Below are 24395 nucleotides of genomic sequence, written 5' to 3'. Positions count from 1 at the left end.
ACAATTTCGGTCAAGGGGCGGTAACTTTACGTTTATGTACGCGGGCAAGGCTGTCAGAATTCCCCTTTCATACCCTCGACCCGAGCCTGCCATGCAATTGAAAACCGCCCTGCTGTTCGCCACGCCCTGCGACGAAGAGGAAGACAACATGGCGACCCTGTGCTGCCACAGCGACAAGGGCCAGATGTTCCTGCTCACCCGTTACCCGGACGAAGACACCGTGGACCTGACCCTGGACGACGAGCCCTCGACGCTCGACGGCTTGAAGGTAACGCTCAGCGCCACGCGCCTGCTGATCGAAGTGGCGGCCGGCGATCGGGATGCACTCAAGGGCTCCGAACAGCTGGAGATCGTGCTGACCTCTGCAGGTACCGACCTCGAGGAGGTCGAACTGACCTTGCGCAACATCCTCGATGGCACCGGTACTTTCGTCTCCGAACGCTGAAGCCGCCCCGCTGCGACATTGACAGCCTAACCCCAACACAGGCATTGTCTGACAACCTGATCAATAGGCAATCATTCCAATGCTAGAGCTCCAGCGCCCCGACACCCTGGTCGAACGGGTCGTCAGCGCCATCCGCGCAGAGATCGATTCCGGCCGCCTGGCCGCCGAATCGCGCCTGCCCACCGAACAGCAACTGGCCGAACAGCTGAACGTCAGCCGCTCGGTCGTGCGCGAGGCGGTGGCGCAACTCAAGGCCGATGGCGTGCTCATCGCCCGGCGCGGGCTCGGCTCCTACATTTCGCAAACCCCCAGCGGCACCGTGTTCCGCTTCCCCGGCAGCAACGGGCGCAAGCCGGACCTGGTGCAGATGTTCGAAATGCGCCTGTGGATCGAGACTCAGGCGGCGGCCATCGCCGCCCGTCGCCGCGACGACGCGGACCTGGCGCGCATGGGCCAGGCCCTGCAGGCGATGCTCGACAAGCGCAGCGACCTGGCCAGCGCCTCCGCCGCCGATGTGGCCTTCCACCGGGCCATCGCCGAAGCCAGCAAGAACGACTACTTCGTTGCCTTCCACGATTTCCTCGGCGGCCAGCTGGCCGCCGCACGGCGCAGCGCCTGGGAAAACTCCGCCACCCCTTCGGTGGGCGGCTCGGCCGATGCCAACCGCGAACACCAGGCGCTGTACCAGGCGATCGCAGACGGTGATCGCCTGGCGGCTGCGGCCTGCGCCGAGGCGCACCTGCGAGCCTCGGCGCGCCGACTGAACATCGATCTGCCCGAACTCGACTGACACTGGAGCCACGCACATTGGCCTGGCGAGCCTCTCACACGCCCTACTTAGTCTGACAACCTGATAAGCAGATCCACTGACAAGAAATCCAAGGTACCCCTGCATGACCTACGACTATTGCATCATCGGCGGCGGCATCGTCGGCCTCGCCACCGCCATGGCGCTGCTCGAGCAACGCCCCGGCGCGTCCTTGCTGATCCTCGAAAAGGAAACCCGCCTCGGCCGCCACCAGACCGGCCACAACAGCGGCGTGATCCATGCGGGGATCTACTACGCTCCCGGCAGCCTCAAGGCCGACCTGTGCAAGCGCGGCGCCCAGGCCACGAAAGACTTCTGCACCGAGCACGGTATCGCCTTCGAGGTGTGCGGCAAGCTGCTGGTCGCTTCCAACGACCTGGAAATGCAACGCATGCAGGCACTGCATGAACGTTCCCGGCAGAACGGGTTGAAGGTCGAGCGCCTGGACGCCACCGAGCTCAAGCGCCGCGAACCCAATATCGTCGGCAAGGGGGCGCTGTTCCTCGATGCTACCGGCATCGTCGACTACAAACAGGTGTGCGACGCCATGGCCCGTGTCATTCAGAAGGCCGGCGGCGAAGTGCGCATGGCCACCACGGTACGGGCGATCCAGGAGCATGGCGACCATGTCGAGGTCCGCAGCGACGACCAGACTTGGCGCGCCCGTCAGCTGGTCGCCTGCGCAGGCCTGCAGTCCGACCGCCTGGCACGCCTGGCCGGGGTGAAGATCGACCATCAGATCATCCCCTTCCGCGGCGAGTACTACCGCCTGCCACCGAGCAAGAACCAGATCGTCAACCACCTGATCTACCCGATCCCCGATCCAGACCTGCCGTTCCTTGGCGTGCACCTGACGCGAATGATCGACGGCAGTGTCACCGTCGGCCCCAATGCCGTGCTCGGCCTGGGCCGGGAAAACTATCGCAAGTTCTCGGTGAACTGGCGGGATGTTGCCGAATATGCGCGCTTCCCCGGCTTCTGGAAGACCCTCTGGAACAACCTCGGGTCCGGTACCACCGAGATGAAGAACTCACTGTTCAAGCGTGGCTACCTGGAGCAGTGCCGCAAGTACTGCCCACAGCTGCAGGTGCAGGACCTGCTGCCCTACGAGGCCGGCATCCGCGCCCAGGCGGTGATGCGCGACGGCACCCTGGTGCACGACTTCCTGTTCGCCGAGACGCCGCGCATGGTGCACGTCTGCAATGCCCCGTCACCGGCCGCGACCTCGGCCATCCCCATCGGCCAGATGATCGCCGAAAGGATCCTCAAGGCCCGCTGAACCTGCTGCACACCCAACTACAAAGACAATAAGGAACCTCAGATGTCGGTATATGAGGCGGCCCCGGCCGCGCCCGAAACCCCGGAACAGCAACGCAAGCGCCTGCGCAAGGTGGCCGCGGCGACCATCTTCGGCTCGATGCTGGAGTGGTATGACTTCTACCTGTACGCCACCATGGCGGCGATCGTCTTCTCGAAGATCTTCTTCGACGCCAGCAACCCGGCGGTGGCCTCGCTGCTGGCCTTCTCCACCTTCGCCATCGGCTTCATCGCCCGCCCCTTCGGCGGCGTGCTGTTCGGCTACCTGGGCGACCGCTTCGGCCGCAAGCAGGTGCTGGTGATCACCTTCTGCATGATGGGCGTGTGCACCGCGTTGATCGGCCTGATCCCCAGCTACGCCAGCATCGGCATCTGGGCACCGATCATCTTGGTGGTGATCCGTATCATCCAGGGCCTGGGCGCCGGCGCCGAACTGTCGGGCGCGGCGGTCACCTCCTACGAGCACGCCAGCGAAGGCAAGCGCGGCAGCCAGGGTGCCTGGCCGGCGCTGGGGCTGAACCTGGGTCTGCTGCTGTCGTCGCTGACGGTGTACCTGCTGACCATGAACGGTAACGAATTCCTCTTGGCCGGCGGCTGGCGCATCCCGTTCATCGCCAGCATCGCCCTGGTCGGCATCGGCCTGTGGGTACGCAAGAGTATCCCCGAGACCCCGGACTTCAAGGAACTCGACCAGGCCAAGGACAAGCCACAGGTCTCGCCGCTCAAACTGCTGTTCAAGAACGACCTCAAGGGCCTGGCGGTGGTGTTCTTCGTGGCTGTCGGCTACAACGCCCTGAGCTACATCTTCAAGACCTTCTCCCTGGCCTACCTGACCCAGTTCAAGGGCGTCGAAGCCCATGTCACCTCGCTGTCGGTGACCCTGGCCAGCCTGGTGGCGATCTTCGCCGTGCCGTTCTTCGGCTGGCTGTGCGACCGCTGGAGCAGCAAGCACGTGCTGATGCTCGGCGGCCTGCTGTCGGCGCTGTTCGCCTTCCCGTTCCTGAAATTGCTGGAAACCGGTGAGCCGACGCTGATCTACATCGCCATCGCCATCGGCACCGGCCTGCTCGCCCCGATGATGTTCGCGCCCCAGGGGTCGTTCCTCAGCCGCCAGTTCCCGACCCAGACCCGCTCATCGGGCTTCGGTACCGGTCGCGAGATCGGCACGGCCGTGGCCGGCGGCCTGGCCCCGCTGGGCGGCCTGGCGCTGGTGGCCGGCTCGGCGACCCACTCCACCGATGGCGTGGCGCTGATCCTGGCGGTTTCCGGGGTGCTGGTGGTGGTCTTTGCGCTGCTGGACCAAGGGCGCAAGCATTCGTCCTCGAAGAACTGACCAGCGCGGCGCGCCCCTTCGCGGCACAAGGCCGCTCCTACAATGGTCCCCCTGTAGGAGCGGGCTTGTCCTGCGATTGGGACGGCTCAGGTAAATCACCGATTGCCATGCATCACCCGCCCGCCCTCCGCCGGCCGGTCGATGTACAACACATCCAATTCGCTGTTTCGCAGCCCCTTGAGCGCATTCCAATGCGCCGAAGCATGGATATAGCGCGCCTCCAGCAACTGCCTTTGTTCCCTGGTCAGCCCCGGTTCTTCGCTGCGCCCCAGGGCGAAGTCATGCAGCTTGTCGCTGATGTCCTGTAACTCCTGCGGCAACCAGAAGGCCGCCGCACGCTCATCTAGTTCGGCAAACGGCACCCGCGCCCGCACCGCCAGTTCACGCATGATGCGAAGGTAGACCCGCGACAGGTGTCCCCGTACCTCCCGCTCGCGGTATATCGCCGCGTACACCCGCTTGTACGGCTCATCCCGTGGGTCGCTTCGCTCGACCGGCGCCTCCCAGGTCAAGACGTGCGGCCTAGCCGCTGACGTATGAGCGGGGTCCGTGGCCAGCCGCCCGGCCGTCAGGGTATAGGCCTGGGTCTGCTCCACAGGCGTACGCGACGGCACCAAGTTCGAGCGTGGCTTGCTGAGCAGCACCTGCTCGGTCATGCACTCCAGGTACCCCCCGCCGACATCCGAATGGGCGCCGGGCACGATGATATCGTTGTCGCTGCGCACCAGCGGGAAGTTGTGCCGCTGCTCGTCAGCCGCCACCAATTGCACCACCTGGCGCGCCACACCTTCGGCCAAGCCCAGCTGCAGCCCGGCATAGCGGTCGTTGGCTGGGCTGAAATTGCCTTTGAGCGGCTCGACGATCGCCGCCACGGTGTCGAACAGGCCGATGAAATTGATGACCAGCCCAGCACGCCAGTCGAACCCCTCGCCCAGCACGCCGGTCCGCGCCAGTAGGCTATCGCCGCCCTTGCCCAGGTCGTTGGCCAGGTGCCTGGCCGCTGCCGCGCCGCGGCTGAAGCCGAACAGGTCGAACTCCAGCGCTGCGACCTGCGCTTGCGGGTGGCCGACCAGCCAGGCGCCCATCTGCCCAGCGATCATCTGGACGGCCTGCGCGACGCGGGCCAGGACACCGCTGCTTCCCCGTCCAGTCGCCTGGGCAAAAGCCGAATCGTCCTGGCCTGCCCAGGTGCCGATCCCCTCGACGTAGCACTTGAAGTACACCCGGGCCGGTTCACCGCTGCCCTCCCGGTACAAGCCATGGAGCAATGCCACATTGCTGGGCGCATTACCGTAGCTGCCCAGGCCAGCGTCTACCGCCCCACCGGGCACAACGCTATTGCCGTGGTTATTGCCGGTGCCGTCGAAGAAAACGCCGATCCGCAAGGTGATCGCGCCACTCGGCTGTCGTAGGTCCATCGGTGCCCTCCCAGTGCTCGAAAATGAACATAAGGGTGCAAACCGAGGGCATTGAAAATCGGCAGATTCAACGGCTAGACAGACCGATAGCACTGTGCCTGCCCGAGAAATTTCCACGCCGCCATTGGTCGGCATGGGCCCGGATGGATTAAAGTATCAGCCCTTGCCCGGACGCTGCGGTACACGCATCGCCGGCCCATTTCCAGGAACCGTCGACGATGGAACACCGTGAGGCGCTGATCGCGCTGCGCACCTTTCTTTCCTCCCAGATCCTTGGCCAGGAGAAGCTGGTCGAACGCCTGCTGATCGTATTGCTGGCCGACGGCCACATGCTGGTCGAAGGCGCGCCTGGCCTGGCCAAGACCAAGGCCATCAAGGAATTGGCCGAGGGGATCGAGGCGCAGTTCCACCGCATCCAGTTCACCCCCGACCTGCTCCCGGCCGACATTACCGGCACCGAGATCTATCGCCCGGAAACCGGCAGCTTCGTGTTCCAGCAAGGGCCGATCTTCCACAACCTGGTGCTGGCCGACGAAATCAACCGCGCGCCGGCCAAGGTCCAATCGGCGCTGCTCGAAGCCATGGCCGAGCGCCAGGTCAGCGTCGGGCGCAGCACCTACGAGCTGTCGCCGCTGTTCCTGGTCATGGCCACCCAGAACCCGATCGAGCAGGAAGGCACCTACCCGTTGCCCGAAGCCCAGCTCGACCGCTTCCTCATGCACGTGAAGATCGGCTTCCCGGATGCCGCGGTGGAACGCCGCATCCTCCAGCAGGCCCGCGGCGAAGCTCTGGGCGGTGAGGTCAAGCCGGAACGGCGGGTCAGCCAACAGGCGATCTTCGCCGCGCGCAAGGAAATCCTCGGCCTGTACATGGCCGATGCCGTGGAGGAATACCTGGTGCAGTTGGTCATGGCCACCCGTACCCCGGCCAAGTTCGATGCCGAGCTGGCCGACTGGATCGCCTACGGCGCCAGCCCCCGTGGCTCGATCGCCCTGGACCGCTGCGCGCGGGCCCATGCCTGGCTGGCGGGGCGCGACTTCGTCAGCCCTGAAGATATCCAGGCGGTGCTGTTCGACGTACTACGCCACCGCGTCATCCTGTCCTTCGAGGCGGAAGCGGCGGGGATCGACCAGGACCGGGTGGTCCAGCGCATCCTCGACGTCGTCGCCGTCGCCTGAACTCATGCCCACCGCGTACCTGGCCGAACCCGGCATCCGCATTGGCCTGGCCGAGCTGATCGACATGCGCCACCGCGTGCGCGAGATCCAGCTGTTCTCCCGGCCCGGCCAGCGCAGCCCGCTGGTCGGCCTGCACCATTCCAAACTGCGCGGGCGCGGCGTGGACTTCGACCAGGTACGCGTCTACCAGGCCGGTGACGATGTGCGCAACATCGACTGGCGGGTGACCGCGCGCACCCAGGAGCCTCATACCAAGCTGTTCCATGAAGAGCGCGAGCGGCCGATCTTCATCCTGGTCGAGCAGAGCCAGCGCCTGTTCTTCGGTTCGGGGCTGATGTTCAAGTCGGTGCTGGCCGCCCAGGCCGCGGCCTTGTTCGGCTGGGCTGCGCTGGGGCATAACGACCGCATCGGCGGCCTGGTGTTCGGCGACAACGAACACCACGAGATCAAGCCACGACGCAGCAAGCAGAGCCTACTGCAACTGCTCAACCGCCTGGCCAAGGTCAACCAGGCGCTGCACACCGAGGCCCTGCCCCAGGCCGACAGCTTGGCTCTGGCCCTGCGCCGCGCCCGCGAGGTGCTGCGCCCCGGCAGCCTGGCCATCATCATCTGCGACGAGCGCGCCCTGAGCCCCGGCGTTGAGCAGCACCTGAGCATGCTCTCACGCCACTGCGACGTGCTGTTGATGCCGGTGTCGGACCCTCTGGACCACGCCCTGCCAGCCGCCGGCCTGCTGCGCTTCGCCCAACGTGGCGCCCAGCTGGAACTCGACACCCTCGACGCCAACCTGCGCCAGGCCTACCGCCAGCAAGCCGAGGCGCGCATCGAGCGTTGGGAGCTGCTGGCGCAAAAGCTGCGGGTGCTGATGATGCCCCTGAGTACCCAGAGCGAAATGATCGAACAGCTGCGCGAGTACCTCAACGCCCAGCGACCTGGGAGTACGCAATGAACCCGCTGGACCAGCTGCAACCACTGATCGCCCCGCCGGCCATCAGTCTGTGGCCGCCCGCACCCGGCTGGTGGGGGCTGCTGGCCCTGCTGCCGCTGCTCGCCTGGGGGCTATGGCGACTGCGCCATTGGCGCCCGGTCAAGCGCCCGATCGTGCGCGCCGAACTGCCCCTGGACCCGGTGCGCGTGGAAGCGCTGGCCGAACTCGCCCGCCTGCCGCGCCCGTACGACGGCGCCCCGGCCGGCGCCTGGCTGCAGCAGATCAACGCGCTGCTCAAGCGCCTGTGCCGCAACCACTACCCTGGCGCCAACAGCCATACCCTCAATGGCCGGCAATGGCTGGCGTTTCTCGACAACCGCTGCCCTGCCGCCGGCCTGACCCGTTGGATGGTGCTGGTCGAAGGCGCCTACAAACCCGAGTGCAAGCTCGACGACAAGGCCATCGCCGGGCTTGCCCAGGCAGTCGAAACCTGGATCCGCAAACATGTTTGAGCTGGCCTGGCCGTGGGTCTTCCTGCTATTTCCGCTGCCCTGGCTCGCGCGCCTGGTGCTGCCTGCCGCCGACAGCGGCGAGCCGGTGCTCAAGGTGGGCTTTCTCGATGAACTCGAAGGCCTGGCCGGGCGACGCGCGCGGCTGAACCTGCCGACCTGGCGCCAGCAGGCACCGTTCGTGATCATCTGGACGCTGCTGCTGCTGGCCGCCGCGCGCCCGCAATGGCTGGGCGAACCCGTCCCCGTGGCGGCCAGTGGCCGCGACCTGTTGGTGGCGGTGGACGTGTCCGGTTCCATGGACTTTCCCGACATGCAGTGGAAGGACGAGGAAATCAGCCGCCTGGACTTGGTAAAAGCGCTGCTCGGCGACTTCCTCCAGGACCGCGAAGGCGACCGGGTCGGCCTGATCCTGTTCGGCAGCGAAGCCTACCTGCAGGCGCCCCTGACCTTCGACCGGCGCACCGTGCGCACCTTCCTCCTCGAGGCGCAGATCGGCATCGCCGGCAAGAATACGGCCATCGGCGACGCCATCGGCTTGGCGGTCAAGCGCCTGCGCCAGCGCCCGGCACAAAGCCGCGTGCTGGTGCTGGTCACCGACGGCGCCAACAACGGCGGGCAGATCCACCCCTTGACCGCCGCACGCCTGGCTGCCCAGGAAGGCGTGCGCATCTACACCATCGGCATCGGCGCCAACCCCGAGGCCAGCGGCACCCCCGGCCTGCTCGGCCTGAACCCGAGCCTGGACCTGGACGAAGCCTCGCTCAAGGAAATCGCCGAGCTGACCCATGGCGCGTATTTCCGCGCCCACAACGGCGCCGAACTGAACGCCATCGGCGATGCCCTCGACCAGCTGGAACCGGTGGCCCAGCAACCGACCCAGGCGCGTACCGCCAAAGCCCTGTACGCCTGGCCACTGGCCCTGGCGCTGCTGCTGAGCGTGTTGCTGGTGGTAGCCGTGCAATGGCCGGACAACCTGTTGCAGCGCTTGCTGCGTCGGCCACGCTTCCTGCAACCGCACCCGGAATGGCGCCAGCGCCTCAAGCGCCTGCGCCTGAGGAGACGGCGATGATCGAACTCTGGCCACAATGGCTGCGCCCGCTCTGGCTGCTGGTGGTGCCGCTGCTCGGCTGGCTGTTGTTCAAGCTGTGGCATCGGCGCAAGCGTGCCGGGCGTTGGCAGATGATCCTGCCGGCGCAGTTCCATGCCGTGCTGCTCGGCGGCGGCAACGGCCAGGCCAGCAAGCTGCCCTGGGTGGCCCTGGGCCTGGCCTGGCTGCTGGTGGTCCTGGCCCTGCTCGGCCCCAGCTGGCAACGCCTTGAAGAAACCCGTCAGCGCCCTGCCGACCCGCTGGTGATCCTGCTCGAGCTGACTCCGCAAATGCTCGCCGAGGACAGCCCGCCCAACCGCCTGGAACAGGCCCGGCGCAAGGTCCAGGACCTGCTCGAGCACCGCCGCGACAGCCAGACCGCGCTGGTGGTATACGCCGGCAGCGCACATACCCTGGTGCCGCTGTCCGACGACCTGGGCACCACGCGCAACCTGCTCGAGGCCATCGACCCGTCGATCATGCCGCAACCCGGCCAGCGCGCGGACCTTGCCGTGCAGAAAGGCCTGGCCCTGCTGGCCCAGAGCGGCCTCGGCCAGGGCCGTCTGCTGCTGATCGGCTCGTCCCTGAACGAGCAGGAACGCGCAGGCATCCTCAAAGCCCTCGGCCGCCAAGGCCCGAGCCTGCTGATGCTGGGTGTCGGCAGCGCCGAAGGCGCCCCCGTGCGCCAGGCCAACGGCGAATTCCTCAAGGATGACCAGGGTGGCATCCTCGTGCCGCGCCTGGACGGCGCCAGCCTCAAGGCCTTCATCAATGGCACCGGCGGGCGTTATCGCCATGCCCGCATCGACGACTTGGACCTGCGTGGCCTGGGCCTGTTCGACACCCCCCGCGCCCTGCGCAACGACGGCCAGACGGTACAGCTGGACAGTTGGGCCGACCAGGGCCACTGGTTGCTGCTGCCCCTGCTGTTGCTGGCAGCCTGCGCCGGCCGACGCGGCTGGTTGTTCTGCCTGCCCTTGCTCCTGGCCCTGCCGCAACCGAGCCAGGCCTTCGAATTCAACGACCTGTGGTTGCGCCCCGACCAACAAGGCCAGCGTCTACTGGCGCAACAACGCCCCGCCGATGCCGCCCGGCACTTCCAGGACCCACAATGGCGCGGCCTGGCGCTGTATCAGGCCGGCGACTACGAAGGCGCCGCCCGGGCCTTCGCCCAGGGCAGCAGTGCCGCAGCCCACTACAACCGGGGCAACGCCCTGGCCCGCGCCGGCGAGCTGGAGGCCGCGCTGGATGCCTATGAGCAAGCCCTGGAACGCCAGCCCGACCTGCAACCGGCACTGGACAACCAGGCCCTCATCCAGCAATTGTTGCAACAACGCCAGGCCAAGGCCGAGGAACAACCGGCCGACAGCGATGCCCAAGGCACGCCCGGCAACGAGACCGAAGGCAACAGCAGTTCGGCAGCCAACCCAGCCCAGGGCACACCAGGCAACGAAGAACAGGGCGCCGCCGAGGAACCCGGCGAAGGCGCCAGCAACGAGCAGGCCCAGGGCGGCAACCAGCCGAGCGATGACGACGGGGTGACCCAGCCGCCGCAGCGGCCGGTCTCCACCAGCCTGGATGCCGAACAGCGCCAGGCCCTGGAACAGTGGTTGCGGGAAATTCCCGACAACCCCGCCCAGCTGCTGCGGCGCAAATTCTGGTATGAACAGCAATTGCATCAGGACAACCCACGATGAGTCGCCTCGGCGTCTTCCTACTCAGCCTGTTGTGGCTTCTCCAGGCCCAGGCGCAACCGACCCTGCAGGCCAGCGTCGACCGCACTCGCCTGCAGGCCGGCGAAACCCTGGAACTGACCCTGGAAAGCCAGGACGTCACCCAGTTCGGCAAGCCCGACCTACGTGCCCTGGAAGGCGATTTCGAGGTGCGCGGCACGCGCCAGCTCAACAGCCTGCACACGCTCGACGGCGAGACACGCGCCAGCACCCGCTGGATCATCACCCTGCTGCCACGGCGCAGCGGCAGCCTGCGCATTCCCGAACTGCAACTGGGTCATTCGCAGAGCCAGGCCATCGAACTGCAGGTATTGCAGGCCGACGCCAGCCGCCCGGAAAGCGCTGCCAAGGTATTCATCGAAGCCACCCTCGACCGCCAGGATGTCTATGTCCAGGCCCAGGCCGTGCTGACGCTGCGCATCTATCATTCGGTGCCGCTGTACGACGACAGCAGCTTGAGCCCCTTGCAGCTGGACAACGCCAAGGTCGAACCCTTGGGCGAGTCGCGCACCTATGAAAAAGAGATCGATGGGGTCCGCCACGGGGTGATCGAGACCCGCTATGCGATCTACCCGCAACAAAGCGGCAGCCTGGACATCCCGACGCTGACCTTCACCGCCACCGCTGCCGACAGTGGCGAACAACCTGCCGGCACGCCCCGGGTCGGCCGCCAGGTGCAGGTCAGCTCGCTGCCGCTGCACCTTGGCGTACGGCCGGTCCCCAGCGCCTGGCCGGCCAGCGAGCCCTGGCTGCCGGCCCGCAGCCTGAGCCTGGAAGAGCACTGGAACCCTGAACCGAGCAGCCAGCCCACCCAGATCGGCGACTCCCTGACCCGCAGCATCACCCTGCGCGCCGAAGGCCTGTCCAGCACTCAGTTGCCCCAGCTGCCGGCCACGGAAATACACGGCCTGCGCCGCTATCCCGACCAACCGTTGCTGCGCAACGAAATCAACGAACGCGGCATGATCGCCAACCGTGAAGAACGCGAAGCGCTGGTCCCCACCCACAGCGGCGACCTGGCCCTGCCGGCCTTGGACGTCACCTGGTGGAACACCCGCGAAGATCACCTGGAACACAGCAGCCTGCCGGCGCGCACCCTGACCGTGCAGGACAACCCAGCCCTGAGCGGCGAAACGCCGGTCAGCGATACCCGCAGCGGCACCGCCCTGCTCTGGCCCTGGCAACTGGCGACGGTGCTGCTGGCCCTTACCACGGTGCTGGGCTTCGCCCTGTGGTGGCGCGCACGCTCGCAACCGGCCATATTGCGCGCCGCGCAGAACGGGCCCAGCCCGCGCACGCTGCTGGACGACCTCAAGCGCGCCTGCCAGGCCAACGACCCCCAGGCCACCCGTCAGGCCCTGGATGCCTGGGCACGCCAGCAGCCGGAAACCCTGGCCGAGATGGCCGCCCGTTTCGTACCCTTGTCCGACGCGCTGGATGGCCTCAATGGCGCTTTGTACAGCGAAAGCGGCCAGTATTGGCAAGGCGACGAACTATGGCGTGCCATCGGTACCATTCCACCGGCCGAGCAGATCCTGCTGCCGTCGGGCGAGACAGGCAGCCTGCCACCGCTCTACCCCAAGTAGGCAGATGGGAGTCGAAAAGAGCCCTTGAAGCTATCTCAAGGGCTTGAGTAGGACGTGATCCCGAACATCAATTTTTTATGCCGTCTGCCTGGCCAAGTGTTTGTCGTGAATATGCAGTGCCTGTGAGACCGAGCGCCGCCCGCACGGCGCGCGATCAACGCATCATCTCCCCCCCAAAGACAGGCACCTGCCCCTACACATCTTCCGACAAGTACATATCTTTCCCTACATTCCGTGAAGAACCATTTTTAAATATCCCTCATCACATAACGCTGCGCACGCAACCCCGACAACCATCCACTTACAGATAGTTACATCCAAAGCATGAAACGTTTAAATTTTACTCGCAAACATGTGCGAAATTTCCCACTTCAAAAACGTCACAAAAGCGTGACAAAAATACTTCCCGAGTAACAAAATCATCCTTGACACGGAAAGATTCAGCATGAAAGATTTCTGCCACTGGCACGCCATGAACGGCAGCAAAGCATCAGCCCTGACATCAATAATGAAATGGAGCTTTCATCATGCACCCTATTTTCCAGCCCCTCCTCCCTGTGCTGAATCTTTCTATTTGTCCCTTGCACAGGCCGCATAAAATTACCGGTACGCTCTCCGTAACACGACCAGTTTGTGCCGTTAGGCCTAACATAGACATTGGTAATTCCCACTCTAAACAAGCACCTCGGCGAGTCTAACTACTCGTCGCGACACGCCACGCCCACTCAAGGAATATTATTACCCAACGCCTTTTTCCTTGTGTTTGAACGGAGGTTGAGCCGTGCAACTTTTCCATCAAGCCATAGCAGATAACTGCAGAAAGCACTCCGCAAAACCCGCCATTATCCTAGACGGTATCGAGACTCTTTATCAGGACCTACAAGAGAGGGTCGACAATATTGCCACCCTATTACCTACTCTCGGAGTTAATCCTGGCGATCGCGTGGGTTTGTATTCCTCTATTTCCATCGAACTGATCGCAGCCTATCTAGGCGTGCTACAAGTCGATGCCATTACTGCCGCCACTCATCATACATTGAGCCGAGAGAAACTGATTCATCAGCTCAAACATTCCGGCGCTCGGGTTCTCATCACCGACGCCACCGACGACTTGCCAGGGTTGATAGAGGCAGCTGGGCTGGAACTCGTGTTACTTACCGTGCCCCATCCCATTGCACTTAGCAAGGTTATGTCACTGACCGATGCGATCACCGCGCATAAGGAATTAAAAACAGTGGCTATCCCACCACGACCATTGAATCCTGAGCGCCCCACTTCGATTTTCTATACGTCCGGATCAACCTCCAACCCAAAGGGCGTGCTCGTCAATCATCGAATCATGCTAGCCGCCTGCCAACGCGTTACCGAATATCTACAAATTCGTGTTGATGATCGCATCCTCAGTTATTCGACGATGGCTTCCGACTACGGCCTGTACAACATAATGATGCCATTGGTCGTTGGTGCCACCTCCGTCATCGAAAGCACGGCGGCAAGCAGCGCCGAGGATGTTCTCACGGTAGTCGAGCGCGAAGCAGTTACCGCCATGCATGTGTTCCCACCGGTGTTTTCTCTTCTAGCCAGCACCGGACCACAGTGGCAAACACGACTACCTAGCTTGCGCTACATTTCAAGCAGCGGGCAGGCGTTACGTACTCGACATATCCAGCAGATACGTCAAGCTCTGCCCCAAGTACGGATCTTCTCCAATTATGGGCTCACCGAATGCAAGCGCGTCAGCTATCTACCCCCTGAAGAAATCGATCAACGTCCTACCTCAGTGGGTAAACCTCTGCCCGGTGTCAGCCTATACCTCATTGACGAGCGGAACCAAGCGATCAATCAGCCTGGTGAGATCGGCGAATTATTGGTGACCAGTGATTGTTTGATGCTTGGATACTGGAACATGCCCGAGGCTAATGAAAGGGCTTTCCTCCATAACACGTTCGGCCATTCCCGACTCTACCGCACCGGCGACTTATTCAAGTTCGACGAGGAGGGCTATCTCTATCATGTGGCCCGCAAGGATGACGTATTCGCGCGCCATACTTGGAAAGTCAATCCACGGGAAATCGAAACATGCCTAGCCTCTCACCCCGCCGTCGCCGAAGTGTTTGTGACTCCTGTCATTGATGAATTTGCAGGTCATGTACCCAAGGCCTGGGTTGTGCTGGAAACTGCCTACACCCAAACCTCCGAAAAGACCTTGCTCGATTACTGCAAGGCCCGTCTGGACTGGCATATGGTCCCGACTGAGTGGGTCTTTCTGGGTACCTTGCCAAAAACCGCTTCGGGAAAGTTGACATCAATAGGGATTGATTTGTTAGCAGGCGCTTCCTCATGAAAACATATACGCCGCAACCATTGAATGATCTCTGCTTGGATCAGGGCCTAACGCAAAGTGCCATGTTTAAACTAGCCAAACACTTCCATGGCTTAGCAACGGGTACGAACCAAGTCCCCATGCAATCGCTACAAAGCCATCTCAGATCGGAAATCGACGATCCGAGGGTTCTCGAATATCACGACCACCTGATAGCCGGTGCCGGGCCGTTGTTCCTGCACTTTCTGGCCAGCGTGCCATACATCCTCGAAGAGCTGTGCAGGGTCGGCACAGCCTTAACTCGCTTGGCCCAGGCTTGCACGCAAGACAACGACCAAACCTTCAACCTGTTCGAAGTAGACGCGTTCGACGGCGCTAATGGACGCACCTTAGCCATCCATTCTCAGGGTTTGATTCGCAGTTTCACTTCGTCACCCAATCGAGCCAACCAGATAGCCTTCGAGCATCATGCCGACCCCACGCGGTCATGGTTCTATCCACAATCCTTCTTCAATGTCAGCCAGCGGCTCTTTCAGACGCCTGAGTACTCGACTTTCAGCCAAGGATTCGAATTTATTTATGAAATGGCCGCTTTCCAATTTTATGGTCGCGATCGAGCGCGACAAATCGCTCACATCAAACACTTTCTCAAGCCGGCAGGGCTAGTTTTTTTCCTTGAGAAATTCAACCATTCCAATCCGGAAGAGTACCTACGGCGAGAACGGATCAAGGATGAGGCATTCAAAACTCGCTACTTCAGCGAGCAAGAGATTTCTTGGAAACGTCAGCAAATGCTCGAACAGATGCAGAACGGCCAAGTGACCCTCGAAGAACTGATAAATGCCATTGCGAGCCACTTCAAGCATGTCTACCTGCTTTGGAGCAGTAGTAATTTTTGCGAATTGGTGGCCTCGAACGACCTAGAACAAATGCAGCGATTCCTCAACTTGCTCGGCCCAGTAGTACAGCCTACGGAATTCTGCTTTGAAGGCTCACGCATTGGTTCTCTATCACCAAGCCCTGATGACGTAGGAGCGCCAAGCTGTGCTCGATGATGCCGAAAATACGTTTCACCACGCCGCCCAACCTACCGAGTGTCTACAGGCCTTGCAGCATCTTCCATACTGGCGTGAGCGCGCAGCCTATGCAGAAAAAAACCGTCGCCTGAGCAGCGATACCTTTACCGAGTTGTTCGATAACACGTGGCTGGATCTACTGTCACCGCAGGCACCTGCTACGAACAGCGGGCATTGGCCGACCTTGGTAGAAATTTCACGCATCGCCGCAAGGGCCTGTTCCTCTACGGGCTGGATATTAGCGCTGGTAGGTAGCCATAGTTGTATCGTTCGCCGCCTCCCTCTCCCCTGCCAAGTCCGATTGTACGCAAAGGGCTCCCAGCAGTTATTCGCCTCCGCCTCAACCAGTTCCGATAGCCACCTGTACTGGGAAGCCGGAGGCGTACGGATGAACGGACGCTGGCGCTTCAGCTCGGCTATCGAAGACGCGACTTGGTTGATAGTCAACGCACCTTGTCCCAACCACCCAGACGCCGAGCAGACACCACGTTTCTTACTGCTACTCGCCGCACAGGACGTCAGAAGGCTCGATAGCTGGGACAGCTTTGGCATGGCTGCGACCGGCTCCCATGATGTGCTAGCCGATCAGATTCTAGTGCCTCATGAACAGGTGTTCGCTTTAAACGAGGTGTTTGCTCATCACCCGCGCTCGCCCGGCACCGACTATCTCACTCACATGCCTCTGGCTCCTTATCTCACTACGTCGATCATAGGGCCACTGCTCGGGTGCGCCGAAGGCGCCCATGCTTCATATGTCGAAGCCCTAATTAATTCCCCTGCAGGGAGAGACCCACGGATCGCCGAACAGGTAGCGCATTCTGCGGCGCAATTATATAGCGCCAGGCTGCTCTATAACTCGCTGGTTTCCCAGCTACATGACGCAGGGATCCACGACCGCACGCTGGATGGCCATCAACTATTACAGCTCAAACGTGACCGTGCCTATCTAGCAAAACAATGCGTGCAGGTCGTGCGGCGTCTGGTGGAACGGCTAGGTGCCTCTTCGCTGGTTGCCAGCAACCCACTTCAACGTCATTGGCGCGACATCCAGGCCATGGCTGCGCATCGTGATCTGGCCTGGAACGACGCAATGCTCGCTTACGGCGAGACCATTCTTCGATCGGCCAAAGCCGCCGAATCGGCCTGATCTCATTTTCCCAAGAATGTCTTTTGTAGAGGTCGATATGTTCATTCGCAGCAAATCTGATGTAGAAAAAACACCTTATTTTGTTGAATGGGGCGCCGGCACCAGCCATCGCCTACTCACCGAACATGACGCCATGGGTTTTACCCTTTGCCACACCCTGGTTCGTGCTGGCAGCGAGTCGCTACTTCAGTACCGAAATCATCTGGAAGCGTGCTACTGCATTGCAGGGGACGGTGAGGTAGAAGATATGCAAGGCAATGTCTATCCGATTCGCCCCGGTGACATGTATGTACTGGACCAGCATGACCGCCATTACCTACGCGCCGGTAAGGAACAGGATTTGATTCTAGTCAGTGTATTCAACCCGCCCTTGCGTGGCGACGAGCGGCATAACCTGAACGACAGCCTGGGCTCCGCCTACTGATATAACCCGCGTCGATTCCCTGATATTTACAGGAGTTCAGTGTGCGCAAGGATTATCTGGCGTTCTTTATTTCTTTATTTCTATCGCGGCTGGCAGATCAGATTCTGTTGTTTCTCGTACCGCTAGTGGTGTTCCAAACCACTCAGAGTGCATCTTGGGCCGGGGTGGCTTTTTTTATCGAATCGCTGCCACGCTTTCTTGCATTTCCGGTATGTGGCGCGCTTTGCGATAAATTCTCGCCGATCAGGATCTTGCATATCAGCCAGGTTTACCGGGCCGTGCTTTGCGTCGTAATGATGGCGCTCTACGCCATGTTTGGCGGTCTCGGTTGGGTCGTGGCGCTGTCGGCGTTTTGCGGGGTGTTGACCACCCAAGGCATCATGGCACGCGAAGTGGTGATGCCGCATATATTCCAGCAGTACAGCTACACCAAGACCTTGTCCTATTCACAAATCGCCGACCAGACCGGGTTGGTACTAGGACCTTTGGTAGCAGCCTTGCTACTGGAGATGTCGACCTGGTCCTGGGCGGTGCTTTGGGTCGCCGGGTTATTTCTGCTGGCCGACCTGAGCATGCTGCTGTGGCAACGCTTTAGCCGTACCTCTTTGCAAGCATTCGAGCAGCATCAGGATATCTGGCTACAACCATTGCGTATCGCGTTCGGCCATATCCGCGAATTGGTCGAACTGAAGAAAGTCATCACGCTGGCCGTTGGTGTCAACCTGGTCATCGGCGTCACCCTGGCGACCTCGGCCGCCATGGTGATAGGTCACTACAGTGCCGATAAAGATAATTACGCCGGACTACAAACGGCCGGCGCGGTGATCACTATCGCGATCCTGTTCTTCCTCGCTCGGGTGACTCTGTCAATGCGAGTACTCGGTGGAGTCGCTTACTCGATGATCTGCGCGGGCGCTTTCATCTGCGCCCTGAGCCCAAATCTCAGCGGCTATGTGCTGGGCTTCTTGCTGATCGTCGGTTTCGACAAGATGTTCAACGTATACATGCGCAGCGTTCGTCAACGAGTGATCCCGACACAGGATTTCGGCAAGACGGTCGGAGTGATCACATTGCTCAATAACCTATCACAACCTCTGGCCGGCTTGCTGGTGGCCTTGCTTGCCGCCCCCTGGGGCACGCAAAGCGTAATCCTCGCCCTGGCCGTGCTGAGCACGTTGCTGGGCGTGGCAGCCTTGTGGTGGTTTGCAAAAGCCCGCGCCTCTGTCGCGTCAGCCTTCAAGCCCGAGCAGGACATAGGCAGTTCATGACGTATGGGATACGTGCGAGGTACGTCACAGAATACGCAAGGGCGCCCTGTCTCGGAAATACGTTCTTTTTAGCGAGTGGCTTGGGTGTTTGGCTATTGAGTTGGCGCTCCACCTTTTTATCAACCGCACAGATACCTGGCGCTGCAGCGCAGCCTCCCCCCTGCTCCCTCTCCCGCCGTGTTGGGTTACCATAGCCGCCCCTCAGAGAAGCTCATCATTCAAGCGAAGCACAAGCTTGCTTGACCCCACTCGACAGGTCACCCATGCGTCTGTTTCACACCTCCGACTGGCACCTGGGCCAAAGCCTGCACGGCCAGGAACGCGACTTCGAACATGCCTGCTTCCTCGATTGGCTGCTCGGCCAGTTGCGTCTGCGCCAGCCCGATGCGCTGCTGATCGCCGGCGATATCTTCGATACGGTCAACCCGCCGGTCAAAGCCCAGGAGCGGCTCTACGACTTCATCGTCCAGGCCCACGAACAACAGCCCAAGCTCGACATCGTGATGATCGCCGGCAACCACGACTCCGGCTCACGCATCGAGCTGCCGGCGGCGTTGATGCGGCGCCTGCGTACCCACGCCCTGGGGCGGGTGCACTGGCTCGATGAAGGCCTGCTGGATGCCGAGCGGCTGTTGATCCCGCTGACCAACGCACGCGGCAAGGTCTGCGCCTGGTGCCTGGCCCTGCCCTTCCTGCGCCCGGCGGAAGTCACCGGGCCGCAGCTGGGTGATGACTACCTGCAAGGCATCACCCAGGTGCACCAGCAACTGATCGAAGCCGCCCAGGCCAAGCGCAAGAAGGACCAGGCCCTGGTCGCCATCAGCCATGCGCACATGGCTGGCGGCGCGGTGTCCGAGGACTCCGAGCGCAGCCTGGTCATCGGCAACGCCGAGGCCTTGCCGGCGCGCTTGTTCGACAAGGCCATCAGCTACGTCGCCCTGGGCCACCTGCACAAGCCGCAGCGGGTCAACCGTGAGGAACGCATCCGCTACAGTGGCTCGCCGATCCCGTTGTCGTTCGCCGAGATCAACTACCCGCACCAGGTGCTGGAAGTGGAGCTCGAAGGCGCCGAGCTGGTCAGCATCGAGGCACGCCCGGTGCCACGCGCCGTGGCCCTGCAACGCATCGGCCCGGCGCCGCTGGGCGAGCTGCTGCAGCAATTGGCCGACCTGCCGGTGGTCGATCTTCTGGAAGACCCCAACCGCCAGCCCTGGCTGGAGGTGCGGGTGCGCCTGGACGAGCCGCAGCCAGACCTGCGCCAGCAAATCGAAGGCGCCCTGGAGGGCAAGGCCGTACGCCTGGTGCGCATCAGTGCCGAGTACGCCGGCAGTGGCAGCCAGGACGAGGACGAACGGGCGTTCGTCGAGCTGTCCCAGATGACCCCGCAGGACCTGTTCAGCCGCGCCTGGGAGCAAGCCTATGGCAGCCCCGTCGACGAACAGGCCCTGGCCGACTTCGCCCTGCTCCTGCAGGACGTGCAGCTGGAGGAGGTGCAGCCATGAAGATCCTTGCCATTCGCCTGAAGAACCTGGCCTCCCTGGCCGGCCCGATCGACATCGACTTCACCGCAGAGCCCCTGGCCAGTGCTGGCCTGTTCGCCATCACTGGGCCCACCGGCGCCGGCAAGAGCACCTTGCTCGATGCCCTGTGCCTGGCGCTGTTCGGCACCGTGCCGCGGCTCAACGACATCGGCCGGGAGGCCAAGGTGCCCGACGCCGATGGCGAGATTGCCACCTACGACCCGCGTAACCTGTTGCGTCGCGGCACTGGCAGCGCCTATGCCGAGGTGGACTTCGTGGGCATCGACGGGCACCGCTACCGCGCCCGCTGGGAAGCCAACCGCGCCCGTGAAAAAGCCAACGGCAAATTGCAGCTCAGCCGCCAGAGTCTGTACGACCTGGACGCCGAACAGCTGCTGGGTAGTGGCAAGAACGAATACAAGCAGTTGGTCGAGGCGCGCCTGGGCCTGAACTTCGAACAGTTCACCCGCGCGGTGATGCTGGCCCAGAGCGAGTTCGGCGCCTTCCTCAAGGCAGACGACAAGGACCGCAGCGAGCTGCTGGAAAAACTCACCAACACGGCGATCTACACCCGCCTGGGCCAACGTGCCTTCAGCAAGGCCCGTGAGGCAGGCGAAGCGCACAACGACCTGAAGAAGCAGGCCGAGCACCTGTTGCCGATGGCCGCCGAGGCCCGCGCCGAGCTCGACCAGCAGCTGGAGCAGGCCCAACAGCGGTTCAAGGCCGACCAGGCGCGCCAGCGCCAACTGGAACAGCAGCGCGCCTGGCTCGATGAACAGGGCAAGCTGCAGGCCCAGCACGCCGAAGCCCAAACTGCCTTGCAGGCGGCCGAGCTGGGCTGGGAACAGTTGGCCGAGCAGCGCCTGGACCTGCAACGCCTGGAACGCCTGGCCCCGCAGCGCCACCAGTTCCACCGCCAGCAGGTACTGGCCGCACAACTGGCGCCCCTGGCCGCGGAGCTCGCCGATCAACAGCGCCAGCAGGCCGACTTGCAGGTACGTACCGGCGAGCTGGAGCAAGCGCTGGAGGCGGCGCGCCAGGCCCTGACCCACAGCCAGGCCCAGCACAGCGAAAACGCCCCCCGCCTGCGCCAGGCCTTCGCCGCCCAGGACAGCCTGGCCCGTCTCGACCAGGAGCTGGCCAACCAACGCAGCGCCGCCCAGCAGGCTGACCAGGACGTCGCCGACGGCCAGCAGCAGGTACAGCAGCTCGAGGAACACCAGCAGCGCAGCCAGCAACAACTGGCGCAGATCGACACGGCGCTGGCCGACAGCGAGCACCTGGCTGGCCTGGCTAGCGCCTGGCAGGCCTACCTGCCGCAGCTCAAGCAAGTGATGCAGATCGGTGCGCGCCTGACCAAGGGCCGTGAGGAGCTGCCCGGCCTGCAGGCCCAGGCCAGCCAGGCCAACGCCCAGCTGCAAAGCCAACGCGACGCCTTCGAACTGCTGTTCCGCGAAGCCGGGGCCGAACCCCAGGCGCTGGCCGAGCAGATCGACCTGCTGGGCGCCATGCTCCAGGACAATCGCAAGCAGCAACGCGCGGTCGAAGAGCTTTCGCGCCTACAGGGCCGCGAGCTGGAACTGCGCCAGCACATCACGGCCCTGCGCGAGCGCCAGCAGCAGGCCATGCAGCAGCGCCAGCGCCTCATCGGCGAAGGCACCGCGGCCAAGGCCGAACTGGAAACCGCCGACCAGGCACTGGCCCTGACCCGCCAATTGCTGGAACGCCAGCGCCTGGCGCGCACCAGCAGCGTGGAAGAGCTGCGCGGGCAATTGCGCGCTGGTGAACCTTGCCCGGTCTGCGGAAGCGCCGAGCACCCATTCCACCAGCCCGACGCCCTGCTGCAGAGCCTCGGCCGCCATGACCAGGCCGAAGAGGACGCGGCCCGTGCGCAGGTCGAGCGCCTCAACACCCGCCTGGTGGAGCTGCGGACCGAGCTGGGCGTGGTCAATGCCCAGCTCAAGGACTTCCAGCAACAGCAGGTACACCTGGGCGAGCAGCTGCAACCGCTCAGCGAACAGCTTCAGGCCCACGCTCTGTGGCCGGCCCTCGCCCCGCAGGACGACAGCGCCCGCCGCACCTGGCTCGACGGTCAGCTGCGCCGCCTGGGTGAAGAGATCGATCGCGACGAGAAACGCCAGGCTGCCCTGCTCGCCCTGCAAAAGGATGCCGCCCGCCTTACCCAGCAGTTGCAGGCGGCAAGCGAGGCCCAGCAACAGGCCCAGCGTCACCTCGAGCAGCAGCACCAGGCCCTGGCCTCCGATGAGCAGCAACTGGAACAGGGCTTGAACGACCTGGCCAACGTACTGCCCGAGGATATCCTCCAAGCCCTGCGCGACGACCCGGCCACGGCGTTCCTCGGTCTCGACCAGCAGATCGCCCAGCGTCGCCAGCAGCTCGAGCAACGCCAGGACGAACAGCAGGAGCAACAGGCCCGCCAGGTGCAGCTGGACAAGCTGCGCGACCAGCAACACGCCCGCCTGGCGGCCCAACAGCAGCTCAAGCACAGGCTCGCCACGCTGGATGAACAGCGCCAGCAGGCCCTGGCGAGCCTGAGCGAACTGCTCGGCGAACAGGCCAGTGCCGAAGCCTGGCAACAGCACATGGACACCCAGCTGGAACAAGCCCGGGTGGCCGAAGCCGAAACGGCCCAGCGCCTCCAGGCGCTGCACACCCAAGGCGTACAGCTGGCCGGCGAACTCAAGGCCAACAGCCAGCGGCAACAGGCGCTGGAGCAGGAATGCCAGCAGTTGCAGGGCCAGATCGGCCAATGGCGCAGCGAACATCCGGAGCTGGACGACACAGGCCTGGAGCGCCTGCTGGCCATCGACGATGCCCAGCTCGGCGAACTGCGCCAGCGCCTGCAAAGCGCGGAAAAGGCCATCGAGCAAAGTCGCGTGCTGCTGCAGGAACGCGAACAACGCCTGCAACAACATGCCGACCAAGGCCAGGGCGATCTGTCTGCCGAAGCCCTGCATCAGGCCCTCACCGAAATCGGGCAGCAGTTGGCCGTGCAAGAACAGCAGTGCGCCGAATTGCGCGCGCGGCAGGCCGACGACCAGCGCCGCCAGCAGGCCCACCAGGCCTTGGCCGAACAGATCGAGCAGGCCTACCAACAATGGCAACGCTGGGCACGCCTGAACGCGCTGATCGGCTCGGCCTCCGGCGATGTGTTCCGCAAGATCGCCCAGGGCTACAACCTCGACCTGCTGCTGCATCATGCCAATAGTCAACTGCGCCAGCTGGCCAAGCGCTACCGCCTCAAGCGAGGCGGCAGTGCCCTGGGCCTGCTGGTGCTGGACACCGAAATGGGCGACGAACTGCGTTCGGTGCACTCGCTCTCTGGCGGCGAGACCTTCCTGGTGTCCCTGGCCCTCGCGCTGGGCCTGGCATCCATGGCCTCGAGCACCCTGCGCATCGAATCGCTGTTCATCGACGAGGGCTTCGGCAGCCTGGACCCCGAATCGCTGCAACTGGCCATGGATGCCCTCGACGGGTTGCAGGCCCAAGGGCGCAAGGTGGCGGTGATTTCCCACGTACAGGAAATGCACGAGCGGATCCCGGTGCGGATCCAGGTGCGCCGCCAGGGCAATGGCTTGAGTGACGTGGAGGTGTGCGGGTGATTCTCTACTCGTTCCGTCGCTGCCCCTGGGCCATGCGTGCGCGCTTGGCCTTGCGCTATGCAGGCTGCCCGGTGGAGATCCGCGAAGTGGCGATGAAGAACAAGCCGGCCGAGTTGCTGGCCTTGTCGCCCAAGGGCACGGTGCCGGTACTCGATACCGGCGCCGGGGTCCTGGAGGAAAGCCTGGACATCATGCGCTGGGCCTTGAGCCAGAACGACCCGCAGGACTGGCGCCTGCTGGCCGACCCGAGCGGCGCGCAACAGGCCGAGGCCTTGATCGCGCGTAACGACCGCGAGTTCAAGGCGCAGGTGAACCTGTACAAGTACGCCGAACGCTACCCCGAACACTCGCGGGCGTTCTATCGCCAGCAGGCCGAGCCGTGGCTGAGCGAGCTCGAAGGGTTGCTCGAAGGCCGGCACTACCTGCTGGCCGATCATCCGAGCCTGGCCGACGCCGCCCTGCTCCCGCTGATGCGCCAGTTTGCCGGGGTCGAACCGCAGTGGTTCGCCGAGGCGCCTTATCCGCGGGTGCGCAGCTGGCTGCACGGGTGGCTGAAGTCGGACGTGTTCAAGGCCGTCATGGCGCGCTGAGCATCATCCGGTTAACGCGAACGCTGCAGTGGGCTTGCTCACCCGATCTGGGAAGAGGCACTTGCTTGGATTGCGCTGC

Annotated in this window: 19 protein-coding genes; 18 read left to right on the top strand and 1 reads right to left on the bottom strand. The window is 63.3% G+C overall.

Annotated features, from left to right (window positions below; genetic code table 11):
- The first annotated feature begins 91 nt into the window (after nt 1-91).
- The 4 genes from IRZ56_RS17235 to IRZ56_RS17220 all read left to right on the top strand — a co-directional run bounded on the left by IRZ56_RS17235 (nt 92) and on the right by IRZ56_RS17220 (nt 3903).
- Nucleotides 92-445 carry a hypothetical protein gene (locus IRZ56_RS17235; protein ID WP_196146043.1) on the top strand — a complete coding sequence of 118 codons (354 nt, stop codon included), beginning with the start codon at nt 92-94 and terminating at the stop codon, nt 443-445.
- A gap of 79 nt (nt 446-524) precedes the next feature.
- On the top strand, nt 525-1235 hold the full coding sequence (locus tag IRZ56_RS17230) for a FadR/GntR family transcriptional regulator (RefSeq protein ID WP_196146042.1): 711 nt from the start codon (nt 525-527) through the stop codon (nt 1233-1235).
- 103 nt (nt 1236-1338) lie between these two features.
- The gene (gene lhgO / locus IRZ56_RS17225) at nt 1339-2532 is read left to right on the top strand and encodes an L-2-hydroxyglutarate oxidase (protein WP_196146041.1); all 1194 of its coding nucleotides are present in this window, start codon (nt 1339-1341) and stop codon (nt 2530-2532) included.
- A 42-nt stretch (nt 2533-2574) separates the two neighbouring features.
- The gene (locus tag IRZ56_RS17220; RefSeq protein WP_196146040.1) at nt 2575-3903 is read left to right on the top strand and encodes an MFS transporter; all 1329 of its coding nucleotides are present in this window, start codon (nt 2575-2577) and stop codon (nt 3901-3903) included.
- Nucleotides 3904-3998: 95 nt separating this feature from the next.
- Here IRZ56_RS17220 and IRZ56_RS17215 read toward each other — a convergent pair whose 3' ends face one another.
- The gene (locus IRZ56_RS17215; protein WP_196146039.1) at nt 3999-5321 is read right to left on the bottom strand and encodes a T6SS phospholipase effector Tle1-like catalytic domain-containing protein; all 1323 of its coding nucleotides are present in this window, start codon (nt 5319-5321) and stop codon (nt 3999-4001) included.
- Nucleotides 5322-5539: 218 nt separating this feature from the next.
- On the opposite strand from IRZ56_RS17215, the gene IRZ56_RS17210 reads away from it, so the two are divergent.
- From IRZ56_RS17210 to IRZ56_RS17145, 14 genes are all read left to right on the top strand, one after another.
- Nucleotides 5540-6499, top strand: a complete 960-nt coding sequence (locus tag IRZ56_RS17210; RefSeq protein WP_196146038.1) for an AAA family ATPase — start codon at nt 5540-5542, stop codon at nt 6497-6499.
- A gap of 4 nt (nt 6500-6503) precedes the next feature.
- The gene (locus tag IRZ56_RS17205; protein WP_196146037.1) at nt 6504-7448 is read left to right on the top strand and encodes a DUF58 domain-containing protein; all 945 of its coding nucleotides are present in this window, start codon (nt 6504-6506) and stop codon (nt 7446-7448) included.
- Nucleotides 7445-7939, top strand: coding sequence for a DUF4381 domain-containing protein (locus IRZ56_RS17200; protein WP_196146036.1), 495 nt, complete (start codon nt 7445-7447; stop codon nt 7937-7939). The genes IRZ56_RS17205 and IRZ56_RS17200 overlap by 4 nt, the downstream gene beginning before the upstream one ends.
- Entirely contained in the window at nt 7932-9008 is a 1077-nt protein-coding gene (locus IRZ56_RS17195; protein ID WP_196146035.1) for a vWA domain-containing protein, read from the top strand. Before IRZ56_RS17200 ends, IRZ56_RS17195 begins: the two co-directional genes overlap by 8 nt.
- Nucleotides 9005-10723, top strand: a complete 1719-nt coding sequence (locus IRZ56_RS17190) for a tetratricopeptide repeat protein (RefSeq protein WP_196146034.1) — start codon at nt 9005-9007, stop codon at nt 10721-10723. Before IRZ56_RS17195 ends, IRZ56_RS17190 begins: the two co-directional genes overlap by 4 nt.
- Nucleotides 10720-12345 (top strand): BatD family protein, encoded by a 1626-nt coding sequence (locus IRZ56_RS17185; RefSeq protein ID WP_196146033.1) that lies wholly within the window; start codon nt 10720-10722, stop codon nt 12343-12345. Before IRZ56_RS17190 ends, IRZ56_RS17185 begins: the two co-directional genes overlap by 4 nt.
- Before the next feature lie 781 nt (nt 12346-13126).
- Nucleotides 13127-14689: a class I adenylate-forming enzyme family protein gene (locus tag IRZ56_RS17180; RefSeq protein ID WP_196146032.1), complete on the top strand. Its 1563-nt coding sequence runs from the start codon at nt 13127-13129 to the stop codon at nt 14687-14689.
- Nucleotides 14686-15723: a class I SAM-dependent methyltransferase gene (locus IRZ56_RS17175; RefSeq protein ID WP_196146031.1), complete on the top strand. Its 1038-nt coding sequence runs from the start codon at nt 14686-14688 to the stop codon at nt 15721-15723. The genes IRZ56_RS17180 and IRZ56_RS17175 overlap by 4 nt, the downstream gene beginning before the upstream one ends.
- Nucleotides 15713-16891, top strand: a complete 1179-nt coding sequence (locus IRZ56_RS23295) for an acyl-CoA dehydrogenase family protein (RefSeq protein ID WP_196146030.1) — start codon at nt 15713-15715, stop codon at nt 16889-16891. Before IRZ56_RS17175 ends, IRZ56_RS23295 begins: the two co-directional genes overlap by 11 nt.
- A gap of 37 nt (nt 16892-16928) precedes the next feature.
- Nucleotides 16929-17315: an ectoine synthase gene (locus IRZ56_RS17165; protein WP_196146029.1), complete on the top strand. Its 387-nt coding sequence runs from the start codon at nt 16929-16931 to the stop codon at nt 17313-17315.
- Nucleotides 17316-17356: 41 nt separating this feature from the next.
- Entirely contained in the window at nt 17357-18583 is a 1227-nt protein-coding gene (locus IRZ56_RS17160) for an MFS transporter (RefSeq protein WP_196146028.1), read from the top strand.
- Between the two features lie 263 nt (nt 18584-18846).
- Nucleotides 18847-20085, top strand: coding sequence for an exonuclease SbcCD subunit D C-terminal domain-containing protein (locus IRZ56_RS17155; protein WP_196146027.1), 1239 nt, complete (start codon nt 18847-18849; stop codon nt 20083-20085).
- Nucleotides 20082-23726 (top strand): AAA family ATPase, encoded by a 3645-nt coding sequence (locus tag IRZ56_RS17150; RefSeq protein WP_196146026.1) that lies wholly within the window; start codon nt 20082-20084, stop codon nt 23724-23726. Before IRZ56_RS17155 ends, IRZ56_RS17150 begins: the two co-directional genes overlap by 4 nt.
- Nucleotides 23723-24316 carry a glutathione S-transferase gene (locus tag IRZ56_RS17145; RefSeq protein ID WP_196146025.1) on the top strand — a complete coding sequence of 198 codons (594 nt, stop codon included), beginning with the start codon at nt 23723-23725 and terminating at the stop codon, nt 24314-24316. Before IRZ56_RS17150 ends, IRZ56_RS17145 begins: the two co-directional genes overlap by 4 nt.
- Nucleotides 24317-24395 lie beyond the last annotated feature (79 nt).

Origin of the sequence: Pseudomonas guariconensis, from assembly GCF_015680235.1 — a bacterium.
In the GTDB taxonomy this organism is placed as follows: domain Bacteria; phylum Pseudomonadota; class Gammaproteobacteria; order Pseudomonadales; family Pseudomonadaceae; genus Aquipseudomonas; species Aquipseudomonas guariconensis_A.
The sequence above is the reverse complement of the archived record's forward strand: the minus strand, read 5'-3'. Positions and strand labels throughout refer to the sequence as shown.

Bases quoted from the DNA above. Each gene is read 5' to 3' on its own strand.
- IRZ56_RS17185 (WP_196146033.1), top strand. From the start codon at position 10,720: ATGAGTCGCCTCGGCGTCTTCCTACTCAGCCTGTTGTGGCTTCTCCAG.
- lhgO (WP_196146041.1), top strand. From the start codon at position 1,339: ATGACCTACGACTATTGCATCATCGGCGGCGGCATCGTCGGCCTCGCC.
- IRZ56_RS17200 (WP_196146036.1), top strand. From the start codon at position 7,445: ATGAACCCGCTGGACCAGCTGCAACCACTGATCGCCCCGCCGGCCATC.
- IRZ56_RS17210 (WP_196146038.1), top strand. From the start codon at position 5,540: ATGGAACACCGTGAGGCGCTGATCGCGCTGCGCACCTTTCTTTCCTCC.
- IRZ56_RS17195 (WP_196146035.1), top strand. From the start codon at position 7,932: ATGTTTGAGCTGGCCTGGCCGTGGGTCTTCCTGCTATTTCCGCTGCCC.
- IRZ56_RS17230 (WP_196146042.1), top strand. From the start codon at position 525: ATGCTAGAGCTCCAGCGCCCCGACACCCTGGTCGAACGGGTCGTCAGC.
- IRZ56_RS17215 (WP_196146039.1), bottom strand. From the start codon at position 5,321: ATGGACCTACGACAGCCGAGTGGCGCGATCACCTTGCGGATCGGCGTT.
- IRZ56_RS17220 (WP_196146040.1), top strand. From the start codon at position 2,575: ATGTCGGTATATGAGGCGGCCCCGGCCGCGCCCGAAACCCCGGAACAG.
- IRZ56_RS17150 (WP_196146026.1), top strand. From the start codon at position 20,082: ATGAAGATCCTTGCCATTCGCCTGAAGAACCTGGCCTCCCTGGCCGGC.
- IRZ56_RS17165 (WP_196146029.1), top strand. From the start codon at position 16,929: ATGTTCATTCGCAGCAAATCTGATGTAGAAAAAACACCTTATTTTGTT.
- IRZ56_RS17235 (WP_196146043.1), top strand. From the start codon at position 92: ATGCAATTGAAAACCGCCCTGCTGTTCGCCACGCCCTGCGACGAAGAG.
- IRZ56_RS17175 (WP_196146031.1), top strand. From the start codon at position 14,686: ATGAAAACATATACGCCGCAACCATTGAATGATCTCTGCTTGGATCAG.
- IRZ56_RS17205 (WP_196146037.1), top strand. From the start codon at position 6,504: ATGCCCACCGCGTACCTGGCCGAACCCGGCATCCGCATTGGCCTGGCC.
- IRZ56_RS17190 (WP_196146034.1), top strand. From the start codon at position 9,005: ATGATCGAACTCTGGCCACAATGGCTGCGCCCGCTCTGGCTGCTGGTG.
- IRZ56_RS17155 (WP_196146027.1), top strand. From the start codon at position 18,847: ATGCGTCTGTTTCACACCTCCGACTGGCACCTGGGCCAAAGCCTGCAC.